Annotated in this window: 24 protein-coding genes and 1 pseudogene; 17 read left to right on the top strand and 8 right to left on the bottom strand. The window is 56.8% G+C overall.

Going from position 1 to position 25,088, the window contains the following annotated elements:
• Positions 1 to 16: 16 nt before the first annotated feature.
• Complete coding sequence (locus EC836_RS10810; protein ID WP_123332887.1) at positions 17 to 1,141, bottom strand: N-acetyltransferase; 1,125 nt, start codon at positions 1,139 to 1,141, stop codon at positions 17 to 19.
• A 459-nt stretch (positions 1,142 to 1,600) separates the two neighbouring features.
• Between EC836_RS10810 and EC836_RS10805 the strand changes: the two genes are divergently transcribed.
• From EC836_RS10805 to EC836_RS10790, 4 genes are read left to right on the top strand one after another with little or no spacing between them, the layout of a single operon-like run.
• A complete protein-coding gene (locus EC836_RS10805; protein WP_199735114.1) occupies positions 1,601 to 3,340 on the top strand; it encodes a fatty acyl-AMP ligase in 1,740 nt (579 codons plus the stop codon).
• A complete protein-coding gene (locus tag EC836_RS10800; protein WP_123332883.1) occupies positions 3,337 to 4,251 on the top strand; it encodes an NAD(P)-dependent oxidoreductase in 915 nt (304 codons plus the stop codon). The genes EC836_RS10805 and EC836_RS10800 overlap by 4 nt, the downstream gene beginning before the upstream one ends.
• A 27-nt stretch (positions 4,252 to 4,278) precedes the next feature.
• A complete protein-coding gene (locus tag EC836_RS10795) occupies positions 4,279 to 4,539 on the top strand; it encodes an acyl carrier protein (protein ID WP_123332881.1) in 261 nt (86 codons plus the stop codon).
• The gene (locus EC836_RS10790) at positions 4,526 to 5,698 is read left to right on the top strand and encodes an aminotransferase class I/II-fold pyridoxal phosphate-dependent enzyme (RefSeq protein ID WP_123332879.1); all 1,173 of its coding nucleotides are present in this window, start codon (positions 4,526 to 4,528) and stop codon (positions 5,696 to 5,698) included. Before EC836_RS10795 ends, EC836_RS10790 begins: the two co-directional genes overlap by 14 nt.
• 39 nt (positions 5,699 to 5,737) lie before the next feature.
• Here EC836_RS10790 and EC836_RS10785 read toward each other — a convergent pair whose 3' ends face one another.
• The 4 genes from EC836_RS10785 to EC836_RS10770 all read right to left on the bottom strand — a co-directional run bounded on the left by EC836_RS10785 (position 5,738) and on the right by EC836_RS10770 (position 9,283).
• A complete protein-coding gene (locus EC836_RS10785) occupies positions 5,738 to 6,316 on the bottom strand; it encodes a YtfJ family protein (RefSeq protein ID WP_123332877.1) in 579 nt (192 codons plus the stop codon).
• 47 nt (positions 6,317 to 6,363) lie between these two features.
• Positions 6,364 to 7,197, bottom strand: coding sequence for a hypothetical protein (locus EC836_RS10780; protein ID WP_123332875.1), 834 nt, complete (start codon positions 7,195 to 7,197; stop codon positions 6,364 to 6,366).
• Complete coding sequence (locus EC836_RS10775) at positions 7,197 to 8,534, bottom strand: lipopolysaccharide biosynthesis protein (RefSeq protein WP_123333180.1); 1,338 nt, start codon at positions 8,532 to 8,534, stop codon at positions 7,197 to 7,199. Before EC836_RS10775 ends, EC836_RS10780 begins: the two co-directional genes overlap by 1 nt.
• 566 nt (positions 8,535 to 9,100) lie before the next feature.
• Positions 9,101 to 9,283 (bottom strand): hypothetical protein, encoded by a 183-nt coding sequence (locus tag EC836_RS10770; RefSeq protein ID WP_123332873.1) that lies wholly within the window; start codon positions 9,281 to 9,283, stop codon positions 9,101 to 9,103.
• Between the two features lie 191 nt (positions 9,284 to 9,474).
• On the opposite strand from EC836_RS10770, the gene EC836_RS10760 reads away from it, so the two are divergent.
• The 3 genes and pseudogenes from EC836_RS10760 to yobA all read left to right on the top strand — a co-directional run bounded on the left by EC836_RS10760 (position 9,475) and on the right by yobA (position 11,992).
• Positions 9,475 to 10,059 carry a DUF2946 family protein gene (locus EC836_RS10760; protein WP_233599228.1) on the top strand — a complete coding sequence of 195 codons (585 nt, stop codon included), beginning with the start codon at positions 9,475 to 9,477 and terminating at the stop codon, positions 10,057 to 10,059.
• Positions 10,060 to 10,154: 95 nt separating this feature from the next.
• Positions 10,155 to 11,522, top strand: a pseudogene (locus EC836_RS10755) (PepSY-associated TM helix domain-containing protein); the annotation flags it as partial.
• A gap of 107 nt (positions 11,523 to 11,629) precedes the next feature.
• Positions 11,630 to 11,992: a CopC domain-containing protein YobA gene (gene yobA / locus EC836_RS10750; protein WP_370347408.1), complete on the top strand. Its 363-nt coding sequence runs from the start codon at positions 11,630 to 11,632 to the stop codon at positions 11,990 to 11,992.
• Between the two features lie 87 nt (positions 11,993 to 12,079).
• Here the strand turns inward: yobA and EC836_RS10745 are convergent, their stop codons facing one another.
• The gene (locus EC836_RS10745) at positions 12,080 to 12,997 is read right to left on the bottom strand and encodes a pyridoxal-phosphate dependent enzyme (protein ID WP_123332867.1); all 918 of its coding nucleotides are present in this window, start codon (positions 12,995 to 12,997) and stop codon (positions 12,080 to 12,082) included.
• A 1-nt stretch (position 12,998) separates the two neighbouring features.
• Positions 12,999 to 13,664, bottom strand: a complete 666-nt coding sequence (locus EC836_RS10740; RefSeq protein WP_123332865.1) for an alanyl-tRNA editing protein — start codon at positions 13,662 to 13,664, stop codon at positions 12,999 to 13,001.
• Between the two features lie 97 nt (positions 13,665 to 13,761).
• Between EC836_RS10740 and EC836_RS10735 the strand changes: the two genes are divergently transcribed.
• Complete coding sequence (locus EC836_RS10735) at positions 13,762 to 14,472, top strand: transcriptional regulator (protein WP_158612777.1); 711 nt, start codon at positions 13,762 to 13,764, stop codon at positions 14,470 to 14,472.
• Here the strand turns inward: EC836_RS10735 and cynR are convergent.
• On the bottom strand, positions 14,420 to 15,316 hold the full coding sequence (cynR, locus tag EC836_RS10730) for a transcriptional regulator CynR (RefSeq protein WP_123332860.1): 897 nt from the start codon (positions 15,314 to 15,316) through the stop codon (positions 14,420 to 14,422). The two genes, EC836_RS10735 and cynR, sit on opposite strands and share 53 nt — an antisense overlap.
• A 108-nt stretch (positions 15,317 to 15,424) precedes the next feature.
• Here cynR and EC836_RS10725 point away from each other — a divergent pair, with 108 nt between their 5' ends.
• From EC836_RS10725 to EC836_RS10685, 9 genes are all read left to right on the top strand, one after another.
• On the top strand, positions 15,425 to 16,624 hold the full coding sequence (locus EC836_RS10725) for a cyanate transporter (protein WP_123332858.1): 1,200 nt from the start codon (positions 15,425 to 15,427) through the stop codon (positions 16,622 to 16,624).
• Positions 16,625 to 16,805: 181 nt separating this feature from the next.
• The gene (locus EC836_RS10720; RefSeq protein WP_123332855.1) at positions 16,806 to 17,696 is read left to right on the top strand and encodes an oxidoreductase; all 891 of its coding nucleotides are present in this window, start codon (positions 16,806 to 16,808) and stop codon (positions 17,694 to 17,696) included.
• Positions 17,697 to 17,784: 88 nt separating this feature from the next.
• Positions 17,785 to 18,990 (top strand): lysozyme inhibitor LprI family protein, encoded by a 1,206-nt coding sequence (locus EC836_RS10715; RefSeq protein WP_199735112.1) that lies wholly within the window; start codon positions 17,785 to 17,787, stop codon positions 18,988 to 18,990.
• Positions 18,991 to 19,090: 100 nt separating this feature from the next.
• On the top strand, positions 19,091 to 19,606 hold the full coding sequence (eco, locus tag EC836_RS10710; protein ID WP_123333174.1) for a serine protease inhibitor ecotin: 516 nt from the start codon (positions 19,091 to 19,093) through the stop codon (positions 19,604 to 19,606).
• 182 nt (positions 19,607 to 19,788) lie between these two features.
• The gene (gene argC / locus EC836_RS10705) at positions 19,789 to 20,718 is read left to right on the top strand and encodes an N-acetyl-gamma-glutamyl-phosphate reductase (protein ID WP_123332853.1); all 930 of its coding nucleotides are present in this window, start codon (positions 19,789 to 19,791) and stop codon (positions 20,716 to 20,718) included.
• 138 nt (positions 20,719 to 20,856) lie between these two features.
• The gene (locus tag EC836_RS10700) at positions 20,857 to 21,459 is read left to right on the top strand and encodes a CDP-alcohol phosphatidyltransferase family protein (protein WP_123332851.1); all 603 of its coding nucleotides are present in this window, start codon (positions 20,857 to 20,859) and stop codon (positions 21,457 to 21,459) included.
• Between the two features lie 15 nt (positions 21,460 to 21,474).
• The gene (locus tag EC836_RS10695) at positions 21,475 to 23,238 is read left to right on the top strand and encodes a bifunctional alpha/beta hydrolase/class I SAM-dependent methyltransferase (protein WP_123332849.1); all 1,764 of its coding nucleotides are present in this window, start codon (positions 21,475 to 21,477) and stop codon (positions 23,236 to 23,238) included.
• Positions 23,231 to 24,550, top strand: coding sequence for a phosphatase PAP2/dual specificity phosphatase family protein (locus tag EC836_RS10690; protein WP_123332847.1), 1,320 nt, complete (start codon positions 23,231 to 23,233; stop codon positions 24,548 to 24,550). Before EC836_RS10695 ends, EC836_RS10690 begins: the two co-directional genes overlap by 8 nt.
• Entirely contained in the window at positions 24,532 to 24,918 is a 387-nt protein-coding gene (locus tag EC836_RS10685) for a hypothetical protein (protein ID WP_123332845.1), read from the top strand. Before EC836_RS10690 ends, EC836_RS10685 begins: the two co-directional genes overlap by 19 nt.
• The last annotated feature ends 170 nt before the right edge of the window (positions 24,919 to 25,088 follow it).

Genomic DNA, 25,088 nt, shown 5'->3' with positions numbered 1-25,088 from the left:
TTAACCCCTTTCGATACTAAAGTTGTTTTTCATATAATCGGTATCGCTTATAGGGGACCGCGCCTATTTTTTCCAGAATGTTTCGCATCCCGGAATTCGACTCTAAAATCCATGACATTTCTACCGTTTCAATCTTCCTTTCGCTAAACACGGCTTGCAGGGCTTCAATCAGCAGTAACGCAATCACCGGCCCAATACGGCTAAACTGATGTTCCAGCTTGACGCCCATCAATGGCACTCTGGCCGAACGAACCCCGCTGACCTTCAGTCGCCACAGGAGTTTTATCCAGCCAGTCGGGAATAATCGCCCATTGAGATCGGCGGTGGCTTCATTGATGTTGGGTAACCCAATAATGAAGGCAACGGGAACGGAATCAATCTCAGCAATAAAGATCATATCATCCGGGACCAGGAACTTGAGCTGTTCGCCCATGACGGCAAATTCATGCTCGGTAAAGGGGACAAAACCCCAGTTTTTTTGCCATGCCGAGTTGAAGATCTGGCGTAAAACCTGCATTTCCTCACTGAATTTTTTGCGATTCAGGCAGCGTATGGACACTTTTTTTCGCGCACGAGCCATAAGTTTAGCCAGTGAAGGCGGAAAGTGAAGTTCTGACGGACGCATCGAATAGGCAAAAAGATCGGTGCCCTGCGCGTATCCCTGCTCTTCAACCCGAGCCGCGTAGTAAGGCTTACCGTGCGTCATCATGGCACTTGGCGGGGTATCAAACCCCTCAATCAGCAGGCCGCTTTCCTGATTAATATTCAGGCTAAAGGGCCCAGAGATTTTTCTGGCGCCTTTAGACGCCAGCCAGTTCTCAGCGGCGGAAAAAAGCCGGCTGAATACCTCGGTGTCGTCAATGGCATCAATTGTGCCAAAATGCCCGGTTTCCTCGCCGTGCAGTTCGCGATGTAAGGTATCCACCTGGGCAGAGATTCTGCCCACAATTTTTCCCTCTTTTTTTGCAACCCATGTCTGCCATTTAATATGCGCAGCAGCCGGATTTTTCTTAGAAAAATGCTCCAACCTTTCAATATATAAAGGGTTAATCCAGTTTGGGTCATTTTGGAAAAGAGACGAAGGGAATTCTATAAAGGATTTAAGCTGACGCTTATTGCTGACTTTTTCGATGTGAATCATACATACCATTGCGACTCAGTGAATTTTTAGCGTTTTATCTAAACGAACAACTGCTCTATCCCGTTAGGCATATTATGCGGTTATCAGCTTAACTAAATAAATGAGCACGCTTTTTGATTTCATCCGCTATTCCTCCTTCACAGCACGGGAAGGGCTTTAACACTAAATGCTACATCGAAGTCCTTGTGTGAATTTTCCAGAACGAAGGGTTTTAAAATAACGTCTGTGGCAGTATTTTAACGCCGGGGTTAAATGAAATAATGCCAGTGTGATACACTCACCCCTTCCAGTCAGTTTTCGTACAGCATATTGGAATATACTGTAAACAATTAACACCCGTGTAATAAAAGACACTTTGTGAGATGAAAAATGCGCTTGTATAAAATGTTACCCAAATAAAAACCTGCAAATAGTCATCACTTCTATTGTTAGATATTCTCATCTATAAATGGGTTGTATATGCACGAAACAAGCTCTACGCATTCTCTTCCTATGCGCTACGCAGACTTTTCTTCTCTTGTTGAAGCTTTGGACTATGCGGCACAGGGAAGTACAGGGATGAACTTCTACGATCGACGCAACCAACTTATCGCCTCATTGGAATATCGCCAACTGCGCGAGCGGGCAAGAGTGGGAGCGCGGCGTTTGTTGTCGTTGGATTTGAAAAAAGGTGACCGTGTTGCCCTTATTGCTGAAACCAGCGTTGGCTTCGTCGAATCTTTTTTTGCCTGTCAGTATGCGGGACTGGTGGCGGTTCCGCTGGCGATACCAATGGGAATGGGCCAGAGCGCGACCTACATCGACAAGCTTCAGGGTCTGTTAAAAAGCTGCCGGCCGGCCGCGATTATCAGCAGTGACGAATGGCTGCCGCTCGTTCAACCCGTTCACAGTGAAGCCACGCAAATCCGCATCCTCACCCACGCCGATATTGAAGCACTGCCCGAGAAAGACGTTCAGCTCAAGGCGCCGCTCGCTGAGGATATCGCCTATCTGCAATATACTTCCGGCAGCACGCGCTTCCCGCGCGGCGTGATTATCACGCAGCGCTCAGCAATGGCCAACCTGCAGGCGATCAGCCTGAACGGTATTAAACTCAAGGCGGGCGATCGCTGCGTATCCTGGCTGCCGTTTTATCACGATATGGGCCTGGTTGGTTTTCTGCTTACGCCCGTGGCAACCCAGCTGTCAGTGGACTATTTACGCACGCAGGATTTCGCCATGCGCCCCATGCAGTGGCTAAAACTCATCAGCAAAAACCGCGGCACCGTCTCCGTTGCCCCTCCTTTTGGCTATGAAATATGCCTGCGCCGCTGTAGTGATAAAGAAATTGCCGATCTGGATCTGTCCTGCTGGCGCGTGGCGGGCGTGGGTGCCGAGCCTATTTCGGGAGAGTTGTTAAACCGCTTCGCTGAATGCTTCAGCAGAATTCAGTTTGATAGCAAGGCGCTGATGCCGTGCTACGGACTGGCTGAAAACACGCTTGCGGTCAGTTTCTTTGATAATCGTTCCGCCCAGATGATCGATACGGTCGATCGCGAGATCCTGGAATATCAGGGCAGAGCCGTTGCCCCCTCCAAAAGCACGCGCGCGCGAGTTACCTTCGTCAATTGCGGAAGAGCCCTTCCCGGGCATCGCATCGAAATACGAAATGAATCCGGAAAAATGTTGGCCGAGCGTGAGGTTGGCCATATCTGGATCTCAGGCCCCAGCCTGATGAGTGGCTATTTCAGGGATGCAGAGTCGCGGTCGAAAATAGAATCTCTGGGTAGAATGGATACCGGCGATTTGGGGTATCTGCTCAACGGCGAGCTGTATGTTACCGGCCGTAAAAAAGATCTTATTATCATTCGCGGGCGCAACATCTGGCCGCAGGATATTGAATACGTTGCAGAATCGGTACCGGAAATCCGGACGGGTGATGCCATTGCCTTCGTGACCTCAAGCGATCATGACGAGGGCGGCAAGATTATTTTGCAGATCCAGTGCCGGGTCAATTCGGAGGAACGTCGGGGTCAGATTATTCATATGCTGACCTCGCGCATCCAAAGTGAATTTGGTGTCACGGTAGACGTTAAGCTACTGCCGCCGCACAGCATTCCTCGCACGTCATCCGGGAAACCGGCGCGTGCAGAGGCGAAAAAGCGCTATCTCAATGAGGCCATGGGCCTGGATATGCGGCTGGCAGGCTATGCACAATGAGCCGGACGGTAGCCGTTACTGGCGTAACGGGCTTTATCGGCAGGCACATCGTTGAAAAATTACTCTCACAGGGTTTCGCCGTCAGGGGACTGACCCGGCAGGCAAAAAAGACCACGGCCGATAATCTCACCTGGATTCAGGGTTCACTGGAGGATAGCGCTGCGCTTGCTGAACTGGTGCGGGGGGCGGATGACGTCGTCCACTGCGCGGGCCAGGTCCGGGGCAGCAGTGAAGATATTTTCACCCGCTGTAACCTGAGCGGCAGTGTGCGTCTGATGCAGGCGGTCAAAGCGAGCGGCACCTGCGAGCGATTTTTGTTTATCTCTTCGCTTGCCGCGCGCTACCCGCAGCTTTCCTGGTATGCGAACTCCAAGTTTCAAGCCGAGCAGCAGCTAACCGCCATGGCGTCGGATATTTCCCTCGGTATTTTTCGCCCGACCGCGGTATACGGGCCGGGAGACCGGGAGCTGAAGCCGGTATTTAACTGGCTATTACGCGGGATCCTTCCCTGTACCGGCAATCCTGAATCCCGACTGTCGTTTCTGCACATCAGCGATTTAGCTGAAGCCGTCTATCAGTGGTTAATGACTGCCCTCTCAGAAGCAGCACCCTTCGAACTGTGTGACGGAGCGGATGCAGGATATAGCTGGAAAAGCCTGCAGGAAATAGGTTCCAGAATCCGTGCAAAACCCGTCCATTTAATCGGCATCCCTTTACCGCTTCTCAACGTGGCCGCCGATATCAGTACGCTCCTGCATCGCATCGCACGAAAAGACCCGATGTTAACCCGCAGTAAAGTTCGCGAATTAACCTTTGGCGACTGGTCGGCAAGCTATTGCCGACTCTCCGAAGCGATTGGCTGGCGGCCTGAGATGAGCCTGGAGCAGGCGCTGCGTGAAAGACTCTTTTAATTCTTCAAACCACAGGTATTTATTTCTATGTGCAACCGTGAATTATTAATGGACTATATCCTGGAATGCATACAGGAAATGGCACCAAAAGATGTTGAAATAAAGAAAGAAAGCGATCTGGTTAACGATCTTGGCCTCGAATCCGTTCAGGTCATGAATCTGTTAATGATGCTGGAAGATAAACTCGATATTTCAATCCCGATGAATATTTTACTCAACGTCAGAACGCCGGAGCAGCTGCTGGAAACCTTATTCTCATATCTGGAGAGCACACATGGGTCTGTATGATAAATTTACCCGCCTCGCTAACCAACGAGAACAGTTTCAAACCTCTGGCCTTAATCCCTTCGGTACCTGCATTGATGAAGTCTATTCGGCAACAGAAGGCCGCATTGGTGACCGTAAAATTATCCTGGCAGGAACCAATAACTATCTTGGCTTAACGTTCAACGCCGAAGCGATTGCGGTTGGCCAGGCGGCGTTGGCCAGCCAGGGAACCGGCACCACCGGCTCCCGTATGGCGAACGGCAGCTACGGTTCGCATCTGGCTCTGGAACAGGAGCTGGCCACTTTTTTTGACCGCCCTACCGCCATCGTTTTCTCTACCGGCTATACCGCGAATTTAGGCGTGATCAGCACGCTGGCCGATCCAAATGCCGTCGTGCTCATCGATGAGGACTGCCACGCCAGTATCTACGATGCCTGCGTGCTGGGCGGCGCGCAAATCATACGTTTCCGCCACAATGATCCCCGGGACCTGGAGCTGCGCATGGTCCGGCTGAAGGAGCGCGCTAAGGCGGCCATCATCATCGTGGAGGGGATTTACAGCATGCTCGGCGATGTGGCTCCGCTGGTGGAAATTGTTGAAATCAAGCGACGTTACGGTGGCTATCTGCTGGTGGACGAAGCGCATTCTTTCGGCGTGATGGGCTCGACCGGTCGTGGTCTGGCGCAGGAACTGGGCGTTGAGCAGGATGTGGATATCGTACTGGGTACATTCAGTAAAAGCCTGGCGTCAATCGGCGGCTTTGCCGTAGGCTGCAAGGCAATGGAGGTGCTGCGCTACAGCAGTCGTCCTTACATCTTCACCGCTTCGCCCTCGCCATCCTGTATCGCATCGGTTCGCGCTTCCCTGAAGATCATTGCCCAACACCCTGAATTACGGGTGAAATTATGGAATAACGCGGCCAGGCTTTATCAGGGGCTGGAAAAACTGGGTTACACGCTTGGCGCACACATCAGCCCGGTCGTTCCGGTGGTGATTGGTTCCAAAGAGGACGGTCTGCATTACTGGCGCGAGCTGATTAACAGAGGGGTGTATGTCAACCTGGTGCTGCCGCCCGCTGCGCCATCGGGTATTACCCTGCTGCGCTGCAGCGTTAACGCCGCACACAGCGAAGAACAAATAGACAGGATCATTCAGGCCTTTACCGCGCTGCGGAATTAACAACAGCGTGCCGCAGAGGATGGGGCGACGATATGGCGATCAGGATTTCCTCGTATCAGGCATTTCTGTATTAAGCAGATGCTGTAGCAGGCTAATCACCTGAAGCACTTCACCAGGCGTCAGCGCCCCGTCCTTTGCCCACTGAACCCGCCCTTCACGATCGAGAACGACTATCGTAGAGCTGTCTTCATTCAGCTGCCAGGACTTACGGCCAACCCCATCGCTATCGATAATAAACTGGGCCCAGGGATAGCGTCGCTGATTTTTCTCCACTTTTCCGACAACAAACAGATCCGTTCCCGGGAACTCATCATCGGTATTCACAATCGTCGTCGGCTGGAATCGCTCTTCGGGAAAATGAGCCGCTTTAACGGCCTTGATCATCAGCGAATTTTTCTTTTTCGCCGAGCGGCGGCCGGCAATGTATTGCACGATACGCACTTTCCCTTTTAGCTTTGCACTGCGCCATATTCGGTAGCCAATGTCATTATTATTAAGGACTAATTCACCGCGATCGCGTATTTCAACTGCGGCAACGTACTGTCCCTTAATAAAATTATGCGCAGAAGCCACCGCCGGAAATAAAATTAATATTATCGCGAGAATACGCAGCATCATGAAGCGTCCTTTTCAGTGCGGTCTCAATTCAACCATTAATTCAGGAATCATAAGGGATAACGTGCGATGTACATCTCAACAGGTTGACGAATATCCTCAGCTAACCGGCTTGATTCGCTGTACGATTTTCGCCCTGATAGCTTATCAGCCACCATTTCGTCATGACGATCGCCCATTAATCCATTGATATTGGATAAGAAACCCGACAGGCTACAGGCATCGATATTATCAGGTTCCATAGACCGAACCGTGTCATAGTAGGAAACCTGCTGACTGATAATTTTACGCACGTCATGAAACTCATCCCCCGTTAACTCAGGATGAGCAATCATCTCCTGAAGTTTGCGTATTTTCTGCTGCCGGTAATGGATAAATCCATTTTCATTATCTAATACCGTATGGCGCAGACAGTAATGAACGCATGTCCATACGGGCACACTCAGCAGAAATTTCAGCAGCCGACCGTACAACTTGATATTTTCCGTATTGTTATTCCGAAATGCATCCTGGAAATGACCCAGAAAGACGGTGGTTTGCCGAAAGATAAAGTCAGCTTCATGTTTTTTACTGTACAGGCGCTGTGCAAAGCGTAAATGCTTATAGCGGGCGCGAATATATTTATAGCGCAGCCGGTCATCTTCGCCCATAACGCCGCCTTTTAACACATGATTAATCAACTTCAGCAAATCCTTTCGCTGAAACCCGTCCTCCCAGAACTGCAGGCACAGGGCATAGCAGTGACGAATACTTTCCGTTGAACAATACAGGTCGGTACACGCCGGCAGGCTTGCAGAACCGCCTACCCTGTCATCTTCTTCAACGGCCGAAAAAAGTCGTTCGAGTATCTCAGGGGGAAACTTTTCCCATTTTTTACCGATCATTATTTAGTTGTCCCAACAGAAGTATTAACGGAAAGCGTACTGCGATGGCGATAGGCCCATAGCGTGGGTATCAGAGTAAACAGGACGTCAAAACACTGCCCGCCAAAATAGGCAAACGCGGCACCGATCACCCCGAAGAAATGAGGCAACGCAATTAACAGCACAATGTAGGAAGCGGAAGCGACTGTCTGCATCACCAGATAGGTCCGCTGTTTTCCCGCCATGAGTAATAACGACTCCTGCGGGAATCCCATCATTGAGATAACCACCGCCCCCAGCATCACCTGAATCAGATCGTACGCCTGAAGGTATTTCAGCCCAAAAACCAGGGAGATTAGCGGTTTACCTACGATGATCACCAGTAAAGCCACCAGAATGCCGATCCCCCCGGCCAGCATTGCCGATCGTAAACCGAGTACCCACGGCCTTTTGCTACTGGGATCCAGGCGCATAATTTCCGGATAGAAGCTTTTCGACAGCAGGCTGGCCGGCGTTCCCGTGGCGTCAAAAACGGTCATGGCGATTTTGAACAATCCGGCCGCGACCGGCCCCAGGATAATCCCGACCAGAACCGTGCTGCATGAGTTGCGTGCCGACCAGATTGAGTGTGAAAGATTGGTCGTCCAGACAAAGTTCCACGCGCCCGATAATCTTCGCGCCGGTTCAAAAAAACCAGGACGCAGAACTCGGTGGAAATGGTTACGCCGAAGCTCACGGACGGCAAACCACCAGAATAAAATACCGGCAAAAAGACTGGAGACAAACCAGGTGACAATAAATCCGGCAAAGCCAAACTGGCAGAAATAAGAAATAATACTGCCCGTTGCGATCATCAGCGGTTTTATTGCCTGCTGAACGGCGATCAAATCAAAGCGGTCCAGTGTGCGTAAAATACCCGTCGGCGTTGACGAGGCCATAAAGGGAATCAGCGTGCAGTACAGCAGGGCGAGTTTGAAGTTTTCCCTGTCAAGACCGATAACATCAGCCAACCAGGGGAGCAGTAACATTCCCACCAGCATGGCCAGTGTACCGCTAACAATATCCAGCCCGAATGAAAAGGAAATCACATCCCGGAATCGCTGCAGGTTTTTACTGACTAATGCAGGCATGCCGAATTGAATAATAAATTGCCAGGTTTGAAACTTGGCAAAATCACTGACGGCTTTGGTGTACGACTGGATAACGATAAGTACGCCAAACATTTCAGGCGACATACCTCGACCCGCGCACGAAAGCGCAAGCAATCCCAATAAGGCGCTGACAACGTTTCCGGAACCTAAATAGGCACTGTTGCGAATAATAGTGCGAAAGGCACCATCAGAAAACCATTTTTTCATGGAAAACCAGCCCATAACGGCCTGTATATCAGAGCAGGTTATCAATTATTTAGCCAATATGACCCGCCCGATAGGATTAAAACAGCGGTTTCCGAACAAGTCAGTTTATGATTATCGTTATAACCTGATTGACTCATTCTGCTTTCTTATATTTTCAAGAAAACATCGGCAACTCCCTGTTCACGCGATGCGACAGGATAAACGATATTGTAAATCGGCTAAAGGCCTTTGCCCCTGAACCGCATTAGTAATCAAAAAATATATTATCGGAAATAATCAGCCTGAGAATAAGGAATTGATTTAAATTATGAGACTTTTAATATTATAAAAATCATTAAAATTTCATTAACACTCTGCCTTTGTCAGAGCCATCGATACTCTTATCCGCCGCGCGACACAATGGCAGCAAGGTGAACTGGACCAGCAAGCGGCCGTAGAGATCATCAGCACGCGCGGCCGCGGATGATCCGGCCCCGTCCTGTAAACTCAGGCGCTCTTACCCGGCTAACCCGGCCTGTCAGTCGCCGATATCGCCACAATGATCTTATTCTGCGGCATTACGCAGTTTACCGACGCTGTTGCACCTCCTGCCTTCTTCGCCAGCCAGCCAACCAGCCAACCAGCCAACCAGCCAACCAGCCAAAGTAGAATGCGCGGTTAGTCAGAAGCTTGCCCAGCCGATTGTGCAGGAAAACATCCGCGTCACGGCTCTCATTTTTCAGGAGCCCGGGCGGCAGGATTTTAGCCATTTTCTCCCTAAACATAATCGCCCTAAAATGTTAATGGAATGTTTAAATATTGCCGCATATCCGATGATTTCTTTGCACTATATGGCAAAGCAAATAAAAAATAATTTTTTCCATGATTTAGATTTCATATTTACCGAAAAAGTCGTTAAAATTTCCACCATTCTGAATTCTGCAATCGGACTTTCGCTTTGGTGTCTCTGTTAAGCCTTTCGCAGCGCCGCATGCCAGCCTTTATTGCCGTTCTGGCAATACTGATGCTGTTTATTGCCCCGGAGGTTTCTAAAACTCTGGCGCAGTGGCGTGCAGCAGCAAGCGCGATAGCGGCTCACGGTGACCCTACGGACTACGCGCATAACACAGCGTCTGAAGATTCGATGCGTGCTGGCGGAATGTCTGATGGCGCGATCGGAGGTCATTCAATGCCAATGAGTGACGGCCATCATCCCGCTACGCACGACGGCTCAATGCCCATGCACGGCATGGCTTCCGACATGCCACATCACGCAATGCCTGCGGTCAGTACTGATAGCGCCGCTAAAACACACGCCTCCCAGCCGCATGATGCGGCCTCGATGCCCGGCATGGCCAACATGGACGATCTCGCCTGCGGCTACTGTGAACTGCTGGTTCACTTCCCGTTTATGCTCTGGCTGCTGATCCCGCTGATCTGGCTTTTCTGTACCTCGACGCGCGCGCCGCCGGTGCGTCTGATTGTTTCATTCTTCGCGACTTTCCTGCCGGGCACCTGCCTGCCACGAGCCCCTCCTGCCCGCTAATTACGCCGTTATTCCACTATAAAATTACAACTCCTGATTATTAATCAGGAAGCTTCACCTGCATTTTAAATTATGTGCTCTGCACAGGATCGCCCATGCCCCAAATTAAAACTGACGGAATAAATACGCGCGGTGCCATTGTGGAATTTTTCCGCCGCCTGCATTTTTATATCGGCCTGTTTGTTGGCCCGTTTATTTTTGTCGCCGCGTTAACCGGCACGCTTTATGTTTTCAGCACGCAGATCGAAAACCGGCTCTATGCCCATCAGCTGACCACGCAGCCGGTGGGTGAGGCGCACTCTCTGGCCGATCAAATCTCCGCGGCGCGCGCTTACGCCGGGGAAGATACCCGGATTTACGCCGTGCGCCCGGCTCCCGGTCGCGCTGATACCACCCGCGTGCAGTTCGTTGACCCGGCGCTGGGCGCGTCGGAATCCCGTGCGATTTTCATCGATCCCTATTCGCTTGAAATCCGCGGCGATCTGACCGTGTATGGCAGCAGCGGTTCGCTGCCGCTGAGAATGTGGATCGATCAGGTCCATCGCGGACTGCTTCTCGGCGATGCCGGTCGCCTCTACAGCGAGCTGGCGGCCTCCTGGATGTGGGTAGCGGCCGTGGGCGGCGTGGCGCTGTGGTGGCTGAGCCGCCCAAAACGTCGTCTGAAAAAAGCAAAGGGCCGCATGGCCGCCAGCCGCCGCTTGCACATCACGCTGGGCCTGTTCCTGCTGGCCGGACTGCTGATGTTCTCCGCGACGGGCCTGACCTGGTCGCAGTGGGCCGGTGGCAATATTGATAAAATGCGCACCGCCTTCAACTGGCTGACGCCGCAGGTGCGCACCACGCTGGACGCACATGCCGTTTCCGCTGCTCCCGCCGACCCGCACGCGGAACATCATATGTCGATGGCCGGTATGGTGATGCCTTCTGCTGAGGACAGCGTTTGGCAGCAGGTGCTGGCCAGCGCCCGACAGGCGGGGATTGATGCGCCGAAGGTAGAAATTCGCGGCCCGAAAAGCGCAGGTAAAGCCTGGACCGTTGCCGAAGCCCAGGCGCGTTGGCCCACCCGGGTTGATGCCGTCGCCGTCGACCCGCGCGATATGCATATTGTTGACCGCGTCTATTTTGACCAGTACCCGCTTGCCGCCAAACTGACCCGCTGGGGCATCGATTTCCATATGGGACTGCTGTTTGGTCTGGCCAATCAGCTGCTGCTCACCGCCTTCGGCGTCGGCGTTTGCGTAATGATTGTGCTGGGCTACCGTATGTGGTGGCTGCGCCGCCCGACGGCACCGACCGACAATGTCGCCAGCTCGCTGTTCCATGCCTGGTTCCGACTGCCGCTGCGCTGGCGCATCGGCTCTCTGCTGGTTACCGCAGGTCTGGGTTGGTGTTTACCGGTGATGGGGGCCAGCCTGCTGGTTTTCCTGTTGATTGATGTGGCGCGCTGGCAGCAGCAGAAACGCCAGGTATCGCAGTTCGCCTGAGTCAGCGGCGATAAAATTTATTCATGCTGTCGGCGATCGTCCGGCAGCCGTTTGTCACGCAAGGAGAAGTTCAGATGGTACTACGTATGAAAAAAGCCCTTACCGCCGCAGCTGTGCTGGCTGCAGCCCTGATGTCCCAGCAGGCTCTGGCCCACGCCCATCTTGCCAGCGCGTCACCGGCCAGCAAGGCAGAAGTCAGCGGTTCACCGAAAGAACTGACCCTGACCTTTACCGAAGGCGTTGAGGCCAGCTTCAGCGGTGCGGCCATCACCGGCGCTGACGGTAAAGCGGTAGATACCGCGAAGGCCACCGTCGACGATGCGGACAATAAGGTCCTGCATATTCCACTGTCGTCAGAACTGAAGGCGGGTGAATACATGGTGGACTGGCACGTGCTGTCCGTTGACGGCCACAAAACCAAAGGAATGTATAACTTCACCGTGAAGTGATCCCGCGTACGGGCATCGGCGCGTTTGATGCCCGCCAGAAAACTCAGCGGCCCGACGGCGAACGTTCGCCGTCGGGCCGTTCGTCCCTTATACTCCGCCCGACAGGCTGAAAAGCTGTTCGGCGGACATCGTTGCGCCGCCGCAGACGATCACCAGCGGATGACGGAAGGGTTTCAGCACCGCTTTTTGCTCATACAGGCAGGCCAGGCTTGCGCCGCATGCCGGTTCCGTTATCACGCGATGATCGTCACTAAACCGACGACAGGCGCGCACCGCCTCTTCATCGGTCACCACTTCGCTGATGACCGGATGCCTCCCGGCCAGCCTGACCGCCTGTTCACACACCTTTTTCGCGCCCAGACTGGTCGCTACGGTCGTAATGCGTTCAAGCTCCACCGCCTGACCGGCCGCCATCGCGGCACGAAATGACGCCGCGCCCTCGGTTTCTACCGCAATGACCGGGATAGCGTGCAGCCCGTTACGCTGCAGGCCTTCAATCACGCCGGACAGCAGACCGCCGCCGCCAACGGAGAGCACCACCGCATCGGGCTGCACGCCGCAGGCCACCACTTCATCAATCATCGTGGCATGCCCCTGCCAGAGTAGCGGATCGTCGAAGGGATGAAGGAAGGCGTCATGCTCCCCCTTCAGGGAAAGCGCAAACTGGTTGGCCTCCTGCCAGGAAGCTCCGTGAACGATAACCTCGGCCTGCTCAAGGTGCAGCAGGTCTTTTGCCCGGGCTGACGTGGTTTCCGGCACCACCACCGTCACCGGCACGCCCAGCGCCCTGCCGGCATAGGCGACGGCCAGGCCTGCGTTGCCGCCCGACGAGGAGATAAAGCGCCGGGCCCCCTGTGCAAACCGGGTCTGGCAGGCCAGACCAATGCCGCGAATTTTAAAGGACCCGCAGGGCTGCAGTGCATCCATTTTCAGCCAGACGTCACTGCCGCTCAACTGGCTGAGCGCGCGTGAGTTCAGCAGTGGCGTATTCAGATGTAGCGGCATATTAATCTGCCTCCCTGTCGGTTAACGGGCGCGGATCGGCTAGCGAGTAGGAGACGGAAAGCTGCCCCTTGCGGAACTTGACGCCGCTAATCAGCACGTCACCCACCCGCTCGGTGCTGATAACGTGCGTCCCCCCGCAGCTGTAAAACGGCAGATCGCCCCAGGTGATGCGGCGGATCCCATCCGTCATCGTCTGCTGACGCGGCAGCGCCTGCGCCACCCACTTATTCACGCCGTCACGCAGCAATTCAGCCTCGGGCACGGCCTGTCCTGACGTTACCGGTTCCAGCACCACCCTCCCTTCGCCGGGACGATGGTTGCCCTTAATCGCCTGCCAGCCCAGCGTTTCGCCCACGGCGGCAATCAAATGCCCGGCGGAGTGCATACGAGTATTTAACTGCCGGCGATCGGCATCCACCGTGATTGCCCACTCACCGGCGGGAAGTGCCCTGTCGGTCACATGTACTATCTCATCATTTTCCAGAAACACGCCCAGCACGCGAGCATCACCAATCTGCCCGATATCGTAAGGCTGCCCTCCGCCCTGCGGATGAAACAGCGTTTCCGCCAGACGGGTATGGAACCGCCCTTCTTCGTCTGGGGTGGATGCTAAGACGGTCACGACGGCGCTGAGGCTGTCGTTTGAAAGGTACAGTTTGCTGGTCATCGGCCCTCACCGGCGTGAATTTAAATCCGTGTTGATGTTTCAACATTTTGTTTATATTCTTATCCAGAATGATACGGGATACAACGAGTTTTTACTGATGACAGCCAGCCACGAAAAATCACTTCTGATCGATCAGCTCAGCGCAGTAATGGACGCTTTCGCGTCCGTTGCGGGTCGCCATATCGAGGTGGTATTGCACGACCTGACCCAGCCGGATTCATCGGTCATCAAGATCTTCAACGGCCACGTTTCCGGCAGACAGCCGGGCAGCCCGCTGCTGGATGCACCGGATAATGACCGGGGGTTTCTCGGCCTGCTCAATCCGCCGTCCACCCCGCAGGGCACCGAACCAGCGGTTTTTACCCGCTACCCAACGACCAGCCTGCAGGGCAGGCCGCTGCAAAGCTCAACGGTGTTATTCCACGATGACAGCGGCAGGCCCCATCTTTCACTCTGTTTTAACGCCGACAACGGCGCGATAAATGCCGCGCGTGAGGCCCTGGCCATTTTGCTGCCTCAGGAACCCGAGGAGAAACAGGAGCAGCAGGCCGGCCTGGAAGAGAAGATGGATGAGATTATTCGCGCCTGCATTCCTCCCACGGGGCGGCTCAGAACCGGGGCCAGCAAGCAGGAAAAAGTCGAGATCGTGCGCCAGATGCAGCATCGTGGCATGTTTATGGTGCGCGGCGGCGTGGAGAAAGCGGCAAAGGTGCTGGGCGTGACGCGCTACACCGTTTACAACTACCTTGAGCAGATCAAAAAGGCGACGGATCCGACTGCTGCTGAACCTGTAGAGCCAGCTGAATAAAGGCCCGCGCCGCCGCACTCTGATAGCGGCCCCGGTGCTGCAGGATCACCGCCGTTCTCTCCAGCAGCGTTGGCGCAAACGCAATGCCCGTCAGCGACTCGTTTTGCCTGGCGATGGCCGCAGGCAGCAGCGTGGCCAGCGGCGCGTGCCGGATGATTTCCAGCACCGCACTGACGGAGTTCGCCTCCATTACCACACGTGGATTCACGCCGTGCCGCCAGCAGCAGCGGTCAATCTGGCCACGCGTTGCAAACTCGGTGCTCAGCAGCACCAGCGGCAGCGCGTTCAGTGTCGATACGGGCAGACGGGTATGCCCCGCCAGCGAATGTCCGGCTCCGACCACCAGCACCAGCTTTTCCGTCAGCAGCGTTTGCGCCTCGATTTCCTGCGCGTAGACGCCCTCAAAGCCTATCCCCGCATCCAGTTCGCCCGCGTTCAGTCCTTCTTCTATACGCTCCTGCGGCATTTCGCGAACGCTGACGGTGATATCCGGGTAGTGCTGATGGAATGCCGCCAGCAGCGGCCCGATCAGCCACGAAGTAAAGGTTGGCGTGACGGCAATTCGCAGCAGGCCGCGACGCAGATCGGCGACATCATGGATCGCCCTTTTTCCCTCTTCCAGCCCCAGCAGAGTGCGGCGGGCATAGTCCAGATACACTTCTCCCGCGTCGGTCAGGCGTACGGTCCGCCCGCTGCGGTCGAAAAGCGGCGCGCCCAGATGGTCCTCCAGCTGCCTGATCTGCTGAGATAGCGCGGGCTGCGAGACATGCAGGGCCAGCGCGGCGCGGGTGAAGCTGAGGTGTTCGGCCACGGCGAGAAAATAGTTGATATGTCGAAGCAGCATGACGTCATCCCATAAGCAGAACCAATAGACTTCATCATAAATGAATATTTCATCTTATGGGTCCGCATCCTTACCCTTTTGCGCACGGCAAATGATGAGAATGATGTAATGCGTCCAACAACAAAAAATATCCTGATGCTGCTGGTCCTGGTGCTGGTCGGCGTGAATATGCGCCCGCTGCTGACCTCGGTGGGTCCGCTGCTCCCGCTGCTGCGGGATGCCAGCGGCATGAACTTTGCGCTGGCTTCCCTGCTGACCGCCCTGCCGGTAGCGGCGATGGGCGTGATGGCGCTGGCCGGTGGATGGCTGAGCCGCCGTCTGAACGCGCATCACCTCGTCGCGCTGAGCCTGGTGACCATCGCCGCCGGTGCGCTGCTGCGTGAACGGGCTCCCCACAGCGCGATCCTGTTAAGCAGCGCCTTAATCGGCGGCATCGGCATTGGTCTTATTCAAGCCACCCTGCCCGGGGTGATTAAACGGCTGTTCAGCCGCAGCACACCCGCGGTAATGGGGCTTTGGTCGGCGGCGCTGATGGGCGGCGGTGGGTTGGGCGCGGCACTGACGCCGTGGCTGGCGCAGCGCAGCAAGGTCTGGTATCACGCACTGGCCTGGTGGGCGCTGCCGGCCATACTGGCGCTGATCGGCTGGATGGTCATCGGTCGTTCCGCCGTGCAGTCTCCGGATAACGCGCTACCCGGCCCCGCAGTAAGGCTGCATATCAGCCCGCGCGCGTGGATGCTGGGGCTGTACTTCGGGTTGATTAACGGCGGCTACACCAGCCTGATCGCCTGGCTGCCGCCCTACTACATGCAGCTGGGCTCCTCGCCGCAGTCCAGCGGTAGCCTGCTGGCACTGCTCACGCTGGGGCAAACGGCGGGCGCGCTGCTGATGCCGATGCTGGCGCGCCACCGGGACCGGCGCACATTGCTGCTGGTGTCGCTGGCGATGCAGCTGGTGGGATTCTGCGGCTTTATCTGGCTGCCGCAGCAGCTGCCTGTTGGCTGGGCACTAATCGGTGGCGTGGGCCTGGGCGGCACCTTCCCGCTGAGCCTGGTGCTGGCGCTGGATCATACTCCCCATGCGCCTCTGGCCGCACGGCTGGTGGCGTTTATGCAGGGCATCGGTTTTATCATCGCGGGCGCCTCGCCGTATCTGTCCGGATTCCTGCGCAGCCTGACCGGCGACTACCGTGCAGACTGGATGTTCCACGCGGCCTGTGTGGTCGGGCTGATGCTGCTGACGCTGCGTTTTGCCCCGTCGCGGTTCCCCTCCGGCTGGCAGACATCCCCTCCCGCCGGAAATCGCTGACAGACGGCGCGCGATCTGTCCGTTATGATGTTTTTTTCGACGACGCTGCCCTGGTTTGTTCATATTAAGCGGGGAAGATAATACGCATAACGGCTCCCGCGCCGCAGACGGGCACTCCTTCGCCACAGGCGTGCCCTCTGTCGCCGCCGTCCGACTCTCAGATCAACAGGAAACCTGCACCATGTCTGAACACCGTAGTATTGCTCTGATCGGTCCCGGCGCGATTGGCACCACCGTCGCGGCGGCGCTGCATGAAGCCGGCCGCACGCCCACGCTCTGTGGCCGCACCGCGCACGACGCCCTGCTGCTGCGCGTCGATGACGCCCACATTGACATCCCCGGCCCGGTGCTGACCGATCCTGCCGCCGTCAGGCAGCCTCACGATCTGGTGTTCGTGGCGGTGAAATCGACTCAGGTGTCCGATGCCGCCCCGTGGCTGGCCTCGCTGTGCGGGCCTGACACCGTGGTCTGCGTGCTGCAAAACGGCGTTGAGCAGCGCGCGCTCTTCGCGCCTTATCTTGCCGCCCGGCAGATCCTGCCCTCGGTGGTGTGGTTTCCCGCGCAGCGCGAAGCGGGAAACGCCGTCTGGCTGCGCGGCAGCCCGCGCCTGACGCTGCCCGATGTGGCCGAAAGCGCACTCGTGCTTGATGCCCTGCGCGGAACGCGCTGTGAGGTTGACGTCACCGCCGATTTCACCCAGGTGTCCTGGCGTAAACTGATGCAGAACGCGCTGGCCGGGCTTATGGTGCTGACCGGCCGCCGCGCCGGGATGTTTTCCCGCATTGATATTACCGGCCTGTCGCTCGCCCTGCTGCAGGAGTGTCTGGCGGTAGCGCGTGCCGAAGGCGCCGCGCTGGGCGATGAGGTCCCGCAGGAGATCCTCGCCTGGTTCCACCGCGCGCCCACCGATCTCAGTACCTCGATCCTCACCGATCGCCAGGCGGGCCGCCCGCTGGAATGGGACTGCCGCAACGGAGTGATCCAGCGCCGTGGCCAGGCGCACGGTATCGCCACGCCGATCAGCGACCTGATCGTGCCGCTGCTGGCCGCCGCCAGCGATGGCCCTGGCTGAAGGAACTGCGTCTTTTGCTTGCCGCTGCCCGCTGGCTCCCTTTAGGATAACGGGCAAATACTCCCCCTCTTTCTCAAAAGGAATGCCCATGGCGACACGCGCTGTTCTGTTCGAAAAATCCCGTCTTTTCATGCTGATGATGCTGGTTTCCACCGGTTTTTCAGCGCAGGCGGCCTCTTTCGACTGCCAGAAAGCCGCGACGCCAACCGAGCGGGCAATTTGTGCCGATACGGCACTGAGTAATCAGGATCGGACGATTGCAGAGAGTTACCAGCAGCTGGCTTACCTGCTGCCGGAGGCGGAAAAAAATGCGCTGCGCGCGGAGCAGCGCGCCTGGCTGAAGCAGCGTAATACCTGCACCCGCGACGGCGCCTCGCTTAACGCCTGCCTGACCCAGCGGCTAACCCAGCGAGATGATGAGCTCAACGCCCGCCTGCATCAGGCGCAGACCGCTTTGGATGCGGTGATTGCCACCATCCCGACAACCCCTGCTCAGTCGGCAATACAGCTGCGCCGCTATGCCAGCAACCCGCTGGCCGCAGCCTGGCTGGTGTATTTACATCAGTTTATTCCGACCAGCGGCGTCAGCTCGCAGGAGGCACAGCGCGCAGAAAATATCGCGACCGCCGCCATTGCCGCGCAGGACAGTTTCGCCGCCTCAATTCTGCAGGACGCGCGCAAAGAGGCACAAACATCTCGCGGTGAGGCCGTTCTGCTGCTGCTGCGGATGACTATTGAAATGAACGACTATGACGCAGACGACAGACCGTACGTTCACTGCTTCGTTTTCGCCCGCCAGGGGGATGCGGCCTATCAGGCGTTTGGCCCGCTGTACGGCTCCAGCCGCGACGCCTCTGCACCTATCTGCCCTCCGCAGGGCGGACTGTTCAAGCAGGAAGCCTGGCGGCAGTTGCGCAACCAGCTGACCGCACCGGAAAGCGCGGTCAGCGCCAGCGCGGGCACCATCCGCTTTGCCAGCTTCGCCGCCTGGCGCATTCTGGCACTGCGGGCCACGCTGTCGCCGCAAAGTTTCCTCAAGCCTGAGCAGAACGCAGAGCAGAACGAGGATCCGGCGCAGCGTATAGGCGACTGGACTGATGAAAAGAACTGGCCAGCCACCCAGCGGCAGCTGACCCTGGCGGCGATCGAACCCGCCCAGCAGGCCACCAGCCAGTGGCTGCAGCTTGAGCGCGGTTTTTCCGCTACGGATGCACCTGTCGCCGCGCAGAATATCGTCCGGCAGTGGCTCAATCAGCACCTGGACTATCTGGAAGAGAACAGCGACAGCGAATAACTCTGCATAACTGGCACAACAGCAATATTTATGACCTGTTTATTCCTGTTGCCTGGTGTATAATTTTAGCGATTTCACCGATCATTTAAAGGACGAAACGATGAATAAGCTATTTGCAACTCTCTCTGTTCTGCTGCTGGCCGGCTCAGTCCCGGCAATGGCGGCTTCCGGCACGTCACAGGAGGCCGCTTCTGACCCGCAGCCGCTGGAAAAAATTGCCCCTTATCCGCAGGCGCAGGTGGGAATGACCCGTCAGGTGATTACGCTGCCGCCAACGGAGAATGAACAGGATCTGAAAGTGGAACTGCTTATCGGTAAAACGCTGGAAGTGGACTGTAACCGGCATATGATTGGCGGCACGCTAAAGCGCGAAACGCTTTCCGGCTGGGGCTATGACTACCTGGTCGTTGACAAGCTTTCCGAACCGGCATCCACCATGATGGCCTGCCCGACCCGCGCCCGTGAGCAAAAATTTATCGCCGCCAATCTGGGCCAGGATGCGCTCCAGCGCTATAACAGCCGCCTGCCGATTGTGGTCTACGTGCCGAAAGGCGTAGAGGTTAAATATCGTATCTGGCAGGCCTCTGAGACGGTCAGTCAGGCCAGCGAAAAATAAGCACAGCCCTTCCCACCAGCGGGATACGCCACCGGTGGGAACGTCAGACGTCGCTCACTTCAATCCGCATAAAAAACTCCCTGATGTGAATATTCATGCATAAATTTTTCATAAAGCGCTTTTAATCTGCTGCAATCTGACTACACTGGTTTTTTCTCATTTTTCTTAAGGCAAAGGCTGTAATGAGTCAGAAATATCGTGTGTTCATCGACGGTCAGGCGGGTACGACCGGTTTGCAAATCCAGCAGCGGCTGGCCAGCCATCCCCAGATCGAATTGCTCAGCATTGACGACGCGCAGCGTAAAGAAGCGTCTGCCCGTCAGGCCCTGATGAAACAGGCTGACGTCACCATCCTTTGCCTGCCGGATGCCGCCGCGCGTGAAGCCGTTGCGCTGGCTGATGAAGTCGGTGCCCGCGTGCTGGATGCCAGCTCCGCGCACCGCGTGCAGGACGGCTGGGTTTACGGCCTGCCGGAACTGGATGCCGGTCAGCGCGAGAAAATCCGCCAGGCCAGCCATGTCTCAAACCCGGGCTGCTACGCCACCGGCGCTATCGCCCTGCTGGCCCCGCTGACCCGCGCCGGACTGCTGGCTGCCGATCGCCCGCTGGCGATCAATGCCGTATCCGGCTACAGCGGCGGCGGTAAGGCGATGATTGAAAAGTACCAGCAGCAGGGCACCGGCTTTGCCGCCTACGGCCTGAGCTTCGATCATAAACACCTGAAAGAGATGCAGGCCTGGGGCGGACTGAGCACCCGACCGATCTTCCAGCCGGGCGTGGGCGACTATGCTCAGGGTATGCTGGTGTTTATCCCGCTGAACGATACCGACGGCGAACCGCTGCAGCGCGCGCTGGCGGCATTCTATGCCGGTCAGCAGTTTATCCAGGTTCGCGAACTGAATAATCTGGATGACGACACCGCGCCTTACCTGCTGCCGGAAGCGTTAAACAACAGCAACAATATGGAGCTGTTTGTCTTTACGCATCCGCAGCAGCGCCAGACGATGCTGGTTGCGCGCCTGGACAACCTGGGTAAAGGGGCCTCCGGTGCCGCCGTACAGAATCTGAATATTATGCTGGGCCTGGCGGAAGAAACCTGCGTTAATCTGTAATCGCTGTGACGCCGGGAATCGCAACGTTCCCGGCTTTCCGCCCGCTGCGGCGGCAAAAGTCCCCATCTGAGTTATATTTATCCGCATCATACCCGAGCGGGCAACGCGCCCGTCGCGACGCAAGGCAGGAGCCATAACGTGACGCTGTACGACATCAAACCCAAATTTCAGAACCTGTTAAGACCGCTGGTTGCGTGGCTGCATGCGCGCGGCGTAACGGCAAATCAGGTGACCCTGCTGGCGATGCTGGCCTCGGTCCTGCTGGGCGGCATCCTGATCGCCTTCCCGCACCCGCTGCTGTTTATCTCCCTGCCGATTTTCCTGTTCCTGCGCATGGCGCTGAACGCCATCGACGGAATGCTGGCGAGGGAATTTAACCAGCAGTCCACGCTCGGTGCCGTGCTGAATGAGGTGGGCGACATCATCTCCGACGCCGCACTTTACCTGGCTTTTGCCTTCGTGGTAGGCATCTCGCCGTGGCTGGTCGTGCTGGTGGTGCTGCTGGCCTGGCTGACGGAGTTCTGTGGCATCATCTGCCAGACGCTGACCGGCGTGCGCGACTATCGCGGCCCGCTGGGGAAAAGCGATCGCGCCTTTGTCTTCGGTGCTTCAGGCCTGGTGATTGCCCTCTGGCCGCAGTTTATCGGCGCGTTTAATGGGGTATTTGCCGTCTGTGCCCTGCTGCTGGTCTGGACCTGTATTAACCGCTGCCGCAGCGCAACGGCGGCAAAAACCTCTTGAGATAAGGAAAGTGTCATGAGCCAACTATCACGTGAATGTCAGGAAGGCACCTTTGCAACCAGCGACGGGGCGGAATTGTATTTCCGTCACTGGCCCGCAGAACACGGCAACAGCCGTAAAGTTATCGTGCTGTTCCATCGCGGCCACGAGCACTCCGGGCGGTTACAGCACGTCGTTGATGAACTGCAGATGCCCGACGCGCATTTTTACGCCTGGGACGCGCGCGGCCACGGCCATACGCCCGGCGATCGCGGCTACAGTCCGAGCCTGGCCCGCTCGGTGCTGGACGTGGATGAATTCGTACGCTTCGTTGCCCGTGAAGCAAAGGTCGGTCTGGAGGATATCGTGGTGATTGCCCAGAGCGTCGGCGCGGTGCTGGTCGCCACATGGGTACACGACTACGCGCCGAAAATTCGCGGCATGGTGCTGGCGTCTCCGGCCTTTAAGGTCAAACTGTACGTGCCTTTTGCCCGCACCGGGCTGGGACTGATGCAGCGCCTGCGCGGCCTGTTTTACGTCAATTCCTACGTGAAGGGGAAATTCCTCAGCCACGACCCGCAGCGCATCGCCAGCTTCGAGCAGGATCCGCTGATCACCCGTCAGATCGCCGTGAATATCCTGCTGGATCTGTATAAGACCGCCGAACGCATTGTCTCCGATTCATCCGCCATCACCCTGCCAACCCAGCTGCTGATTTCCGGTGATGACTTCGTGGTACACGCGAAGCCGCAGCAGCAGTTTTATGCAGGGCTGCGCAGCGCGATCAAAGAGCAGCACATCCTGCCCGGCTTCTATCACGACACGCTGGGCGAGAAAGATCGCCAGTTGGCGTTCGATAAGATGAAAAGCTTTATCGACCGCCTGTATGCCGCTGCGCCTTACGTCTTTAACTACAGAGAGGAAGATCGCTGGAGCCCGAGCGCGGATGCCTTCCGTGTACTGCAGGCACCGCCGAATTCACGCTCGCCGCAGGGGATGTTTTATGCTGCGATGCGCTACGGGATGAAAACGATTGGCCGACAGTCGGCGGGTATGCGGCTGGGCTATGAAACCGGCTTCGACTCCGGCAGCACGCTGGATTACGTTTACCGCAATCAGCCGGAAGGCAACGGCATGCTGGGCCGGGTTATCGACAGGCAGTATCTGAACAGCATCGGCTGGCGCGGTATTCGGGTACGCAAAGAAAACATCCAGCAGATGATTGGTCGGGCGGTTGCGCAGCTACAGCAGAGCCATCTCCCGGTGCGGGTAGTCGATATTGCTGCCGGGCACGGGCGCTACGTGCTGGATGCGCTTGAAAACCAGCCCGGCATTGAGAGCATTCTGCTGCGGGATTACAGCGACCTCAACGTGGAGAAAGGCCAGGCCATGATTGCATCGCGCGGGCTGAGCCACCTGGCCCAATTCCGCCTCGGCAACGCCTTTGACACCGATTCCCTTGCCGCGCTCGATCCCGCCCCGACGCTGGGTATCGTCTCCGGGCTGTATGAACTCTTCCCCGATAACGCGCTGATTAAAGCCTCGCTGGCCGGGCTGGCGTTAGCCATCCCGCCAGGCGGCGTGCTGGTGTATACCGGTCAGCCGTGGCATCCGCAGCTTAAAACCATTGCCTGGACGCTGACCAGCCATCAAAAGGGCATGCCGTGGATCATGCGCGTACGCAGCCAGAAAGAGATGGATGCGCTGGTGGAAGAAGCCGGTTTTGAAAAGCAGCAGCAGGCGATCGATGAATTCGGCATTTTCACCGTATCGCTGGCGGTGAGAAAGCCCCATGGCTGACACTGCGGTTATACCGAGCCGCTTCCGCCAGTGGAAGCAGGGCCTGTACTGGCTGCTGCTGCTGGGTCCGCTGTTCTTTCTCAGCTACGGTCAGGTCAACCATTTTACCGCTACCCGCGCCGATGTCGGCAGCCTTGTCTTCAGTTGGGAACACGCCATTCCTTTTATGCCGTGGACCATCGTGCCCTACTGGAGCATCGATCTGCTGTACGGCCTCTCGCTGTTTATCTGCACCACTCAGCGCGAGCTGACCCGCCACGCCTGGCGACTGCTGGCGGCATCGCTGGTGGCCTGTACGGGCTTTTTACTGTTCCCGCTGAAGTTCACCTTTACCCGCCCGGAATCGCCGGGGATCTTCGGCTGGCTGTTCCACCAGCTTGAGCAGTTTGATCTGCCTTATAATCAGGCGCCCTCACTGCATATTATTCTGACCTGGCTACTGTGGTTGCGCTTTCGCCAGCATCTAACCGGGCCGGTGCGTTGGCTTGCCGCGGGCTGGTTCTGGCTGATCGCCGTGTCGGTGATGACCACCTGGCAGCACCATTTTATTGACGTCATCACCGGTATCGCCGCAGGTATTGCTATCAGTTACGCCATTCCAATGACAGGCGGCTGGCGCTGGCGGCGGCCCTCTTCCCGCGCCCGACGGCTTGCGGCACGTTATGCCGCTGGTGCGCTGCTGATGGCGCTTATCGCGTGGGGGGTTCCTTACGGCACGATGCTGCTGTGGCCCGCCGCAGCACTGCTGATGGTGGCCGCCGGCTATGCCGGACTGGGCACCACCGTGTTTCAGAAAACGCCGGAGGGCCAGCTGTCACTTTCCGCCCGCTGGCTGCTGTGGCCGTATCTGGCCGGTGCCCGGCTGTCGAAGCGCTGGTTTTCCCGCACGCTGCCTGCGATCTCGCCGATTCTCGGGGAAGTTTCCCTCGGCGGATTTCCCGGCAGGACATCCGGCTACGCAGCGGTGCTGGACCTGACCGCTGAATTTCATCATCGCGCAGAGCCAGGGACGATCTGGCACAGTTGTCCGATGATGGATTTACTGGTGCCGGATTTGCCGGATCTCCAGCGCGCGGTGGATCGGCTCAACCTGCTGCGTCAGCCGCAGAAAACGCTGCTGGTGTGCTGCGCCCTCGGCCTGTCGCGCAGTGCAACGGTGGTGGCCGCCTGGCTGCTGACGGAGCGGCATGCCGACAGCGTTGAAGCCGCAGTGGAAATCGTCCGCTTACAGCGGCCGCAGGTGGTGCTGACGGCGGATCACCTCCGGCTGCTGGCACAGTTTAAGGAGGCATCATGCCCGACATCCGTATGACGCAGCGCGTTGTTCACGCTCATCTCGCCAGCTGGCGCTTCTTTTCCGCGCTGGCCCTGCCGCCGCTGCTGCTGGCCTTTTTGCTGCTCGGCTCATTTCAGAGCGCGCTGCTGCTGGCACTGTTTTTGCTGACGCAGTATTACTGCTGGCGTCTGTGGCTGGACGAGCGTCTGTTTCCGCTGTTAAACAGTGAGGACGACCTCGCCGCGTTTGACGCCGGAATGGCCCGTTTATGGTCTGCCAAACCGGGGCCTGCGCGTTCAATGGAACAGCGCTGGCGCGGCGCGCGGCGGATACTTCATCGGGCAATGTCTGCGCTCACCGCCCTCTGGCTGGTGGCAATCGTGTCCTCACTGGGGATGATTTAGTCGGATCCTGACTTGAAACTGAAGCTGCCGCTGATGCCGTTGTTCGCCCGATTTTATGGATAAATAACGTATTATCGATAGTGTTTATCATGCCTGTTTAACCGCAAAAATGCCCATCTGACTCACATTTTCCGGTCTGCTTCCCTGACCAAATGCGAAAAGTCGTCTAA

Origin of the sequence: Erwinia sp. JUb26 (genome assembly GCF_003751505.1) — a bacterium.
Lineage (GTDB): Bacteria > Pseudomonadota > Gammaproteobacteria > Enterobacterales > Enterobacteriaceae > Erwinia.
This window is presented reverse-complemented; position numbering and strand designations above follow the sequence as displayed.

What these genes read in the sequence shown, in the direction of transcription:
- EC836_RS10795 (WP_123332881.1), top strand. Translation starts at nt 4,279, where the DNA reads ATGTGCAACCGTGAATTATTAATGGACTATATCCTGGAATGCATACAG.
- EC836_RS10810 (WP_123332887.1), bottom strand. Translation starts at nt 1,141, where the DNA reads ATGATTCACATCGAAAAAGTCAGCAATAAGCGTCAGCTTAAATCCTTT.
- EC836_RS10695 (WP_123332849.1), top strand. Translation starts at nt 21,475, where the DNA reads ATGAGCCAACTATCACGTGAATGTCAGGAAGGCACCTTTGCAACCAGC.
- EC836_RS10805 (WP_199735114.1), top strand. Translation starts at nt 1,601, where the DNA reads ATGCACGAAACAAGCTCTACGCATTCTCTTCCTATGCGCTACGCAGAC.
- yobA (WP_370347408.1), top strand. Translation starts at nt 11,630, where the DNA reads ATGAAAAAAGCCCTTACCGCCGCAGCTGTGCTGGCTGCAGCCCTGATG.
- EC836_RS10780 (WP_123332875.1), bottom strand. Translation starts at nt 7,197, where the DNA reads ATGATCGGTAAAAAATGGGAAAAGTTTCCCCCTGAGATACTCGAACGA.
- EC836_RS10685 (WP_123332845.1), top strand. Translation starts at nt 24,532, where the DNA reads ATGCCCGACATCCGTATGACGCAGCGCGTTGTTCACGCTCATCTCGCC.
- EC836_RS10735 (WP_158612777.1), top strand. Translation starts at nt 13,762, where the DNA reads ATGACAGCCAGCCACGAAAAATCACTTCTGATCGATCAGCTCAGCGCA.
- argC (WP_123332853.1), top strand. Translation starts at nt 19,789, where the DNA reads ATGAGTCAGAAATATCGTGTGTTCATCGACGGTCAGGCGGGTACGACC.
- EC836_RS10745 (WP_123332867.1), bottom strand. Translation starts at nt 12,997, where the DNA reads ATGCCGCTACATCTGAATACGCCACTGCTGAACTCACGCGCGCTCAGC.
- EC836_RS10800 (WP_123332883.1), top strand. Translation starts at nt 3,337, where the DNA reads ATGAGCCGGACGGTAGCCGTTACTGGCGTAACGGGCTTTATCGGCAGG.
- EC836_RS10715 (WP_199735112.1), top strand. Translation starts at nt 17,785, where the DNA reads ATGGCGACACGCGCTGTTCTGTTCGAAAAATCCCGTCTTTTCATGCTG.
- EC836_RS10720 (WP_123332855.1), top strand. Translation starts at nt 16,806, where the DNA reads ATGTCTGAACACCGTAGTATTGCTCTGATCGGTCCCGGCGCGATTGGC.
- EC836_RS10785 (WP_123332877.1), bottom strand. Translation starts at nt 6,316, where the DNA reads ATGATGCTGCGTATTCTCGCGATAATATTAATTTTATTTCCGGCGGTG.
- EC836_RS10690 (WP_123332847.1), top strand. Translation starts at nt 23,231, where the DNA reads ATGGCTGACACTGCGGTTATACCGAGCCGCTTCCGCCAGTGGAAGCAG.
- cynR (WP_123332860.1), bottom strand. Translation starts at nt 15,316, where the DNA reads ATGCTGCTTCGACATATCAACTATTTTCTCGCCGTGGCCGAACACCTC.
- EC836_RS10775 (WP_123333180.1), bottom strand. Translation starts at nt 8,534, where the DNA reads ATGAAAAAATGGTTTTCTGATGGTGCCTTTCGCACTATTATTCGCAAC.
- EC836_RS10770 (WP_123332873.1), bottom strand. Translation starts at nt 9,283, where the DNA reads ATGGCTAAAATCCTGCCGCCCGGGCTCCTGAAAAATGAGAGCCGTGAC.
- EC836_RS10740 (WP_123332865.1), bottom strand. Translation starts at nt 13,664, where the DNA reads ATGACCAGCAAACTGTACCTTTCAAACGACAGCCTCAGCGCCGTCGTG.
- eco (WP_123333174.1), top strand. Translation starts at nt 19,091, where the DNA reads ATGAATAAGCTATTTGCAACTCTCTCTGTTCTGCTGCTGGCCGGCTCA.
- EC836_RS10725 (WP_123332858.1), top strand. Translation starts at nt 15,425, where the DNA reads ATGCGTCCAACAACAAAAAATATCCTGATGCTGCTGGTCCTGGTGCTG.
- EC836_RS10790 (WP_123332879.1), top strand. Translation starts at nt 4,526, where the DNA reads ATGGGTCTGTATGATAAATTTACCCGCCTCGCTAACCAACGAGAACAG.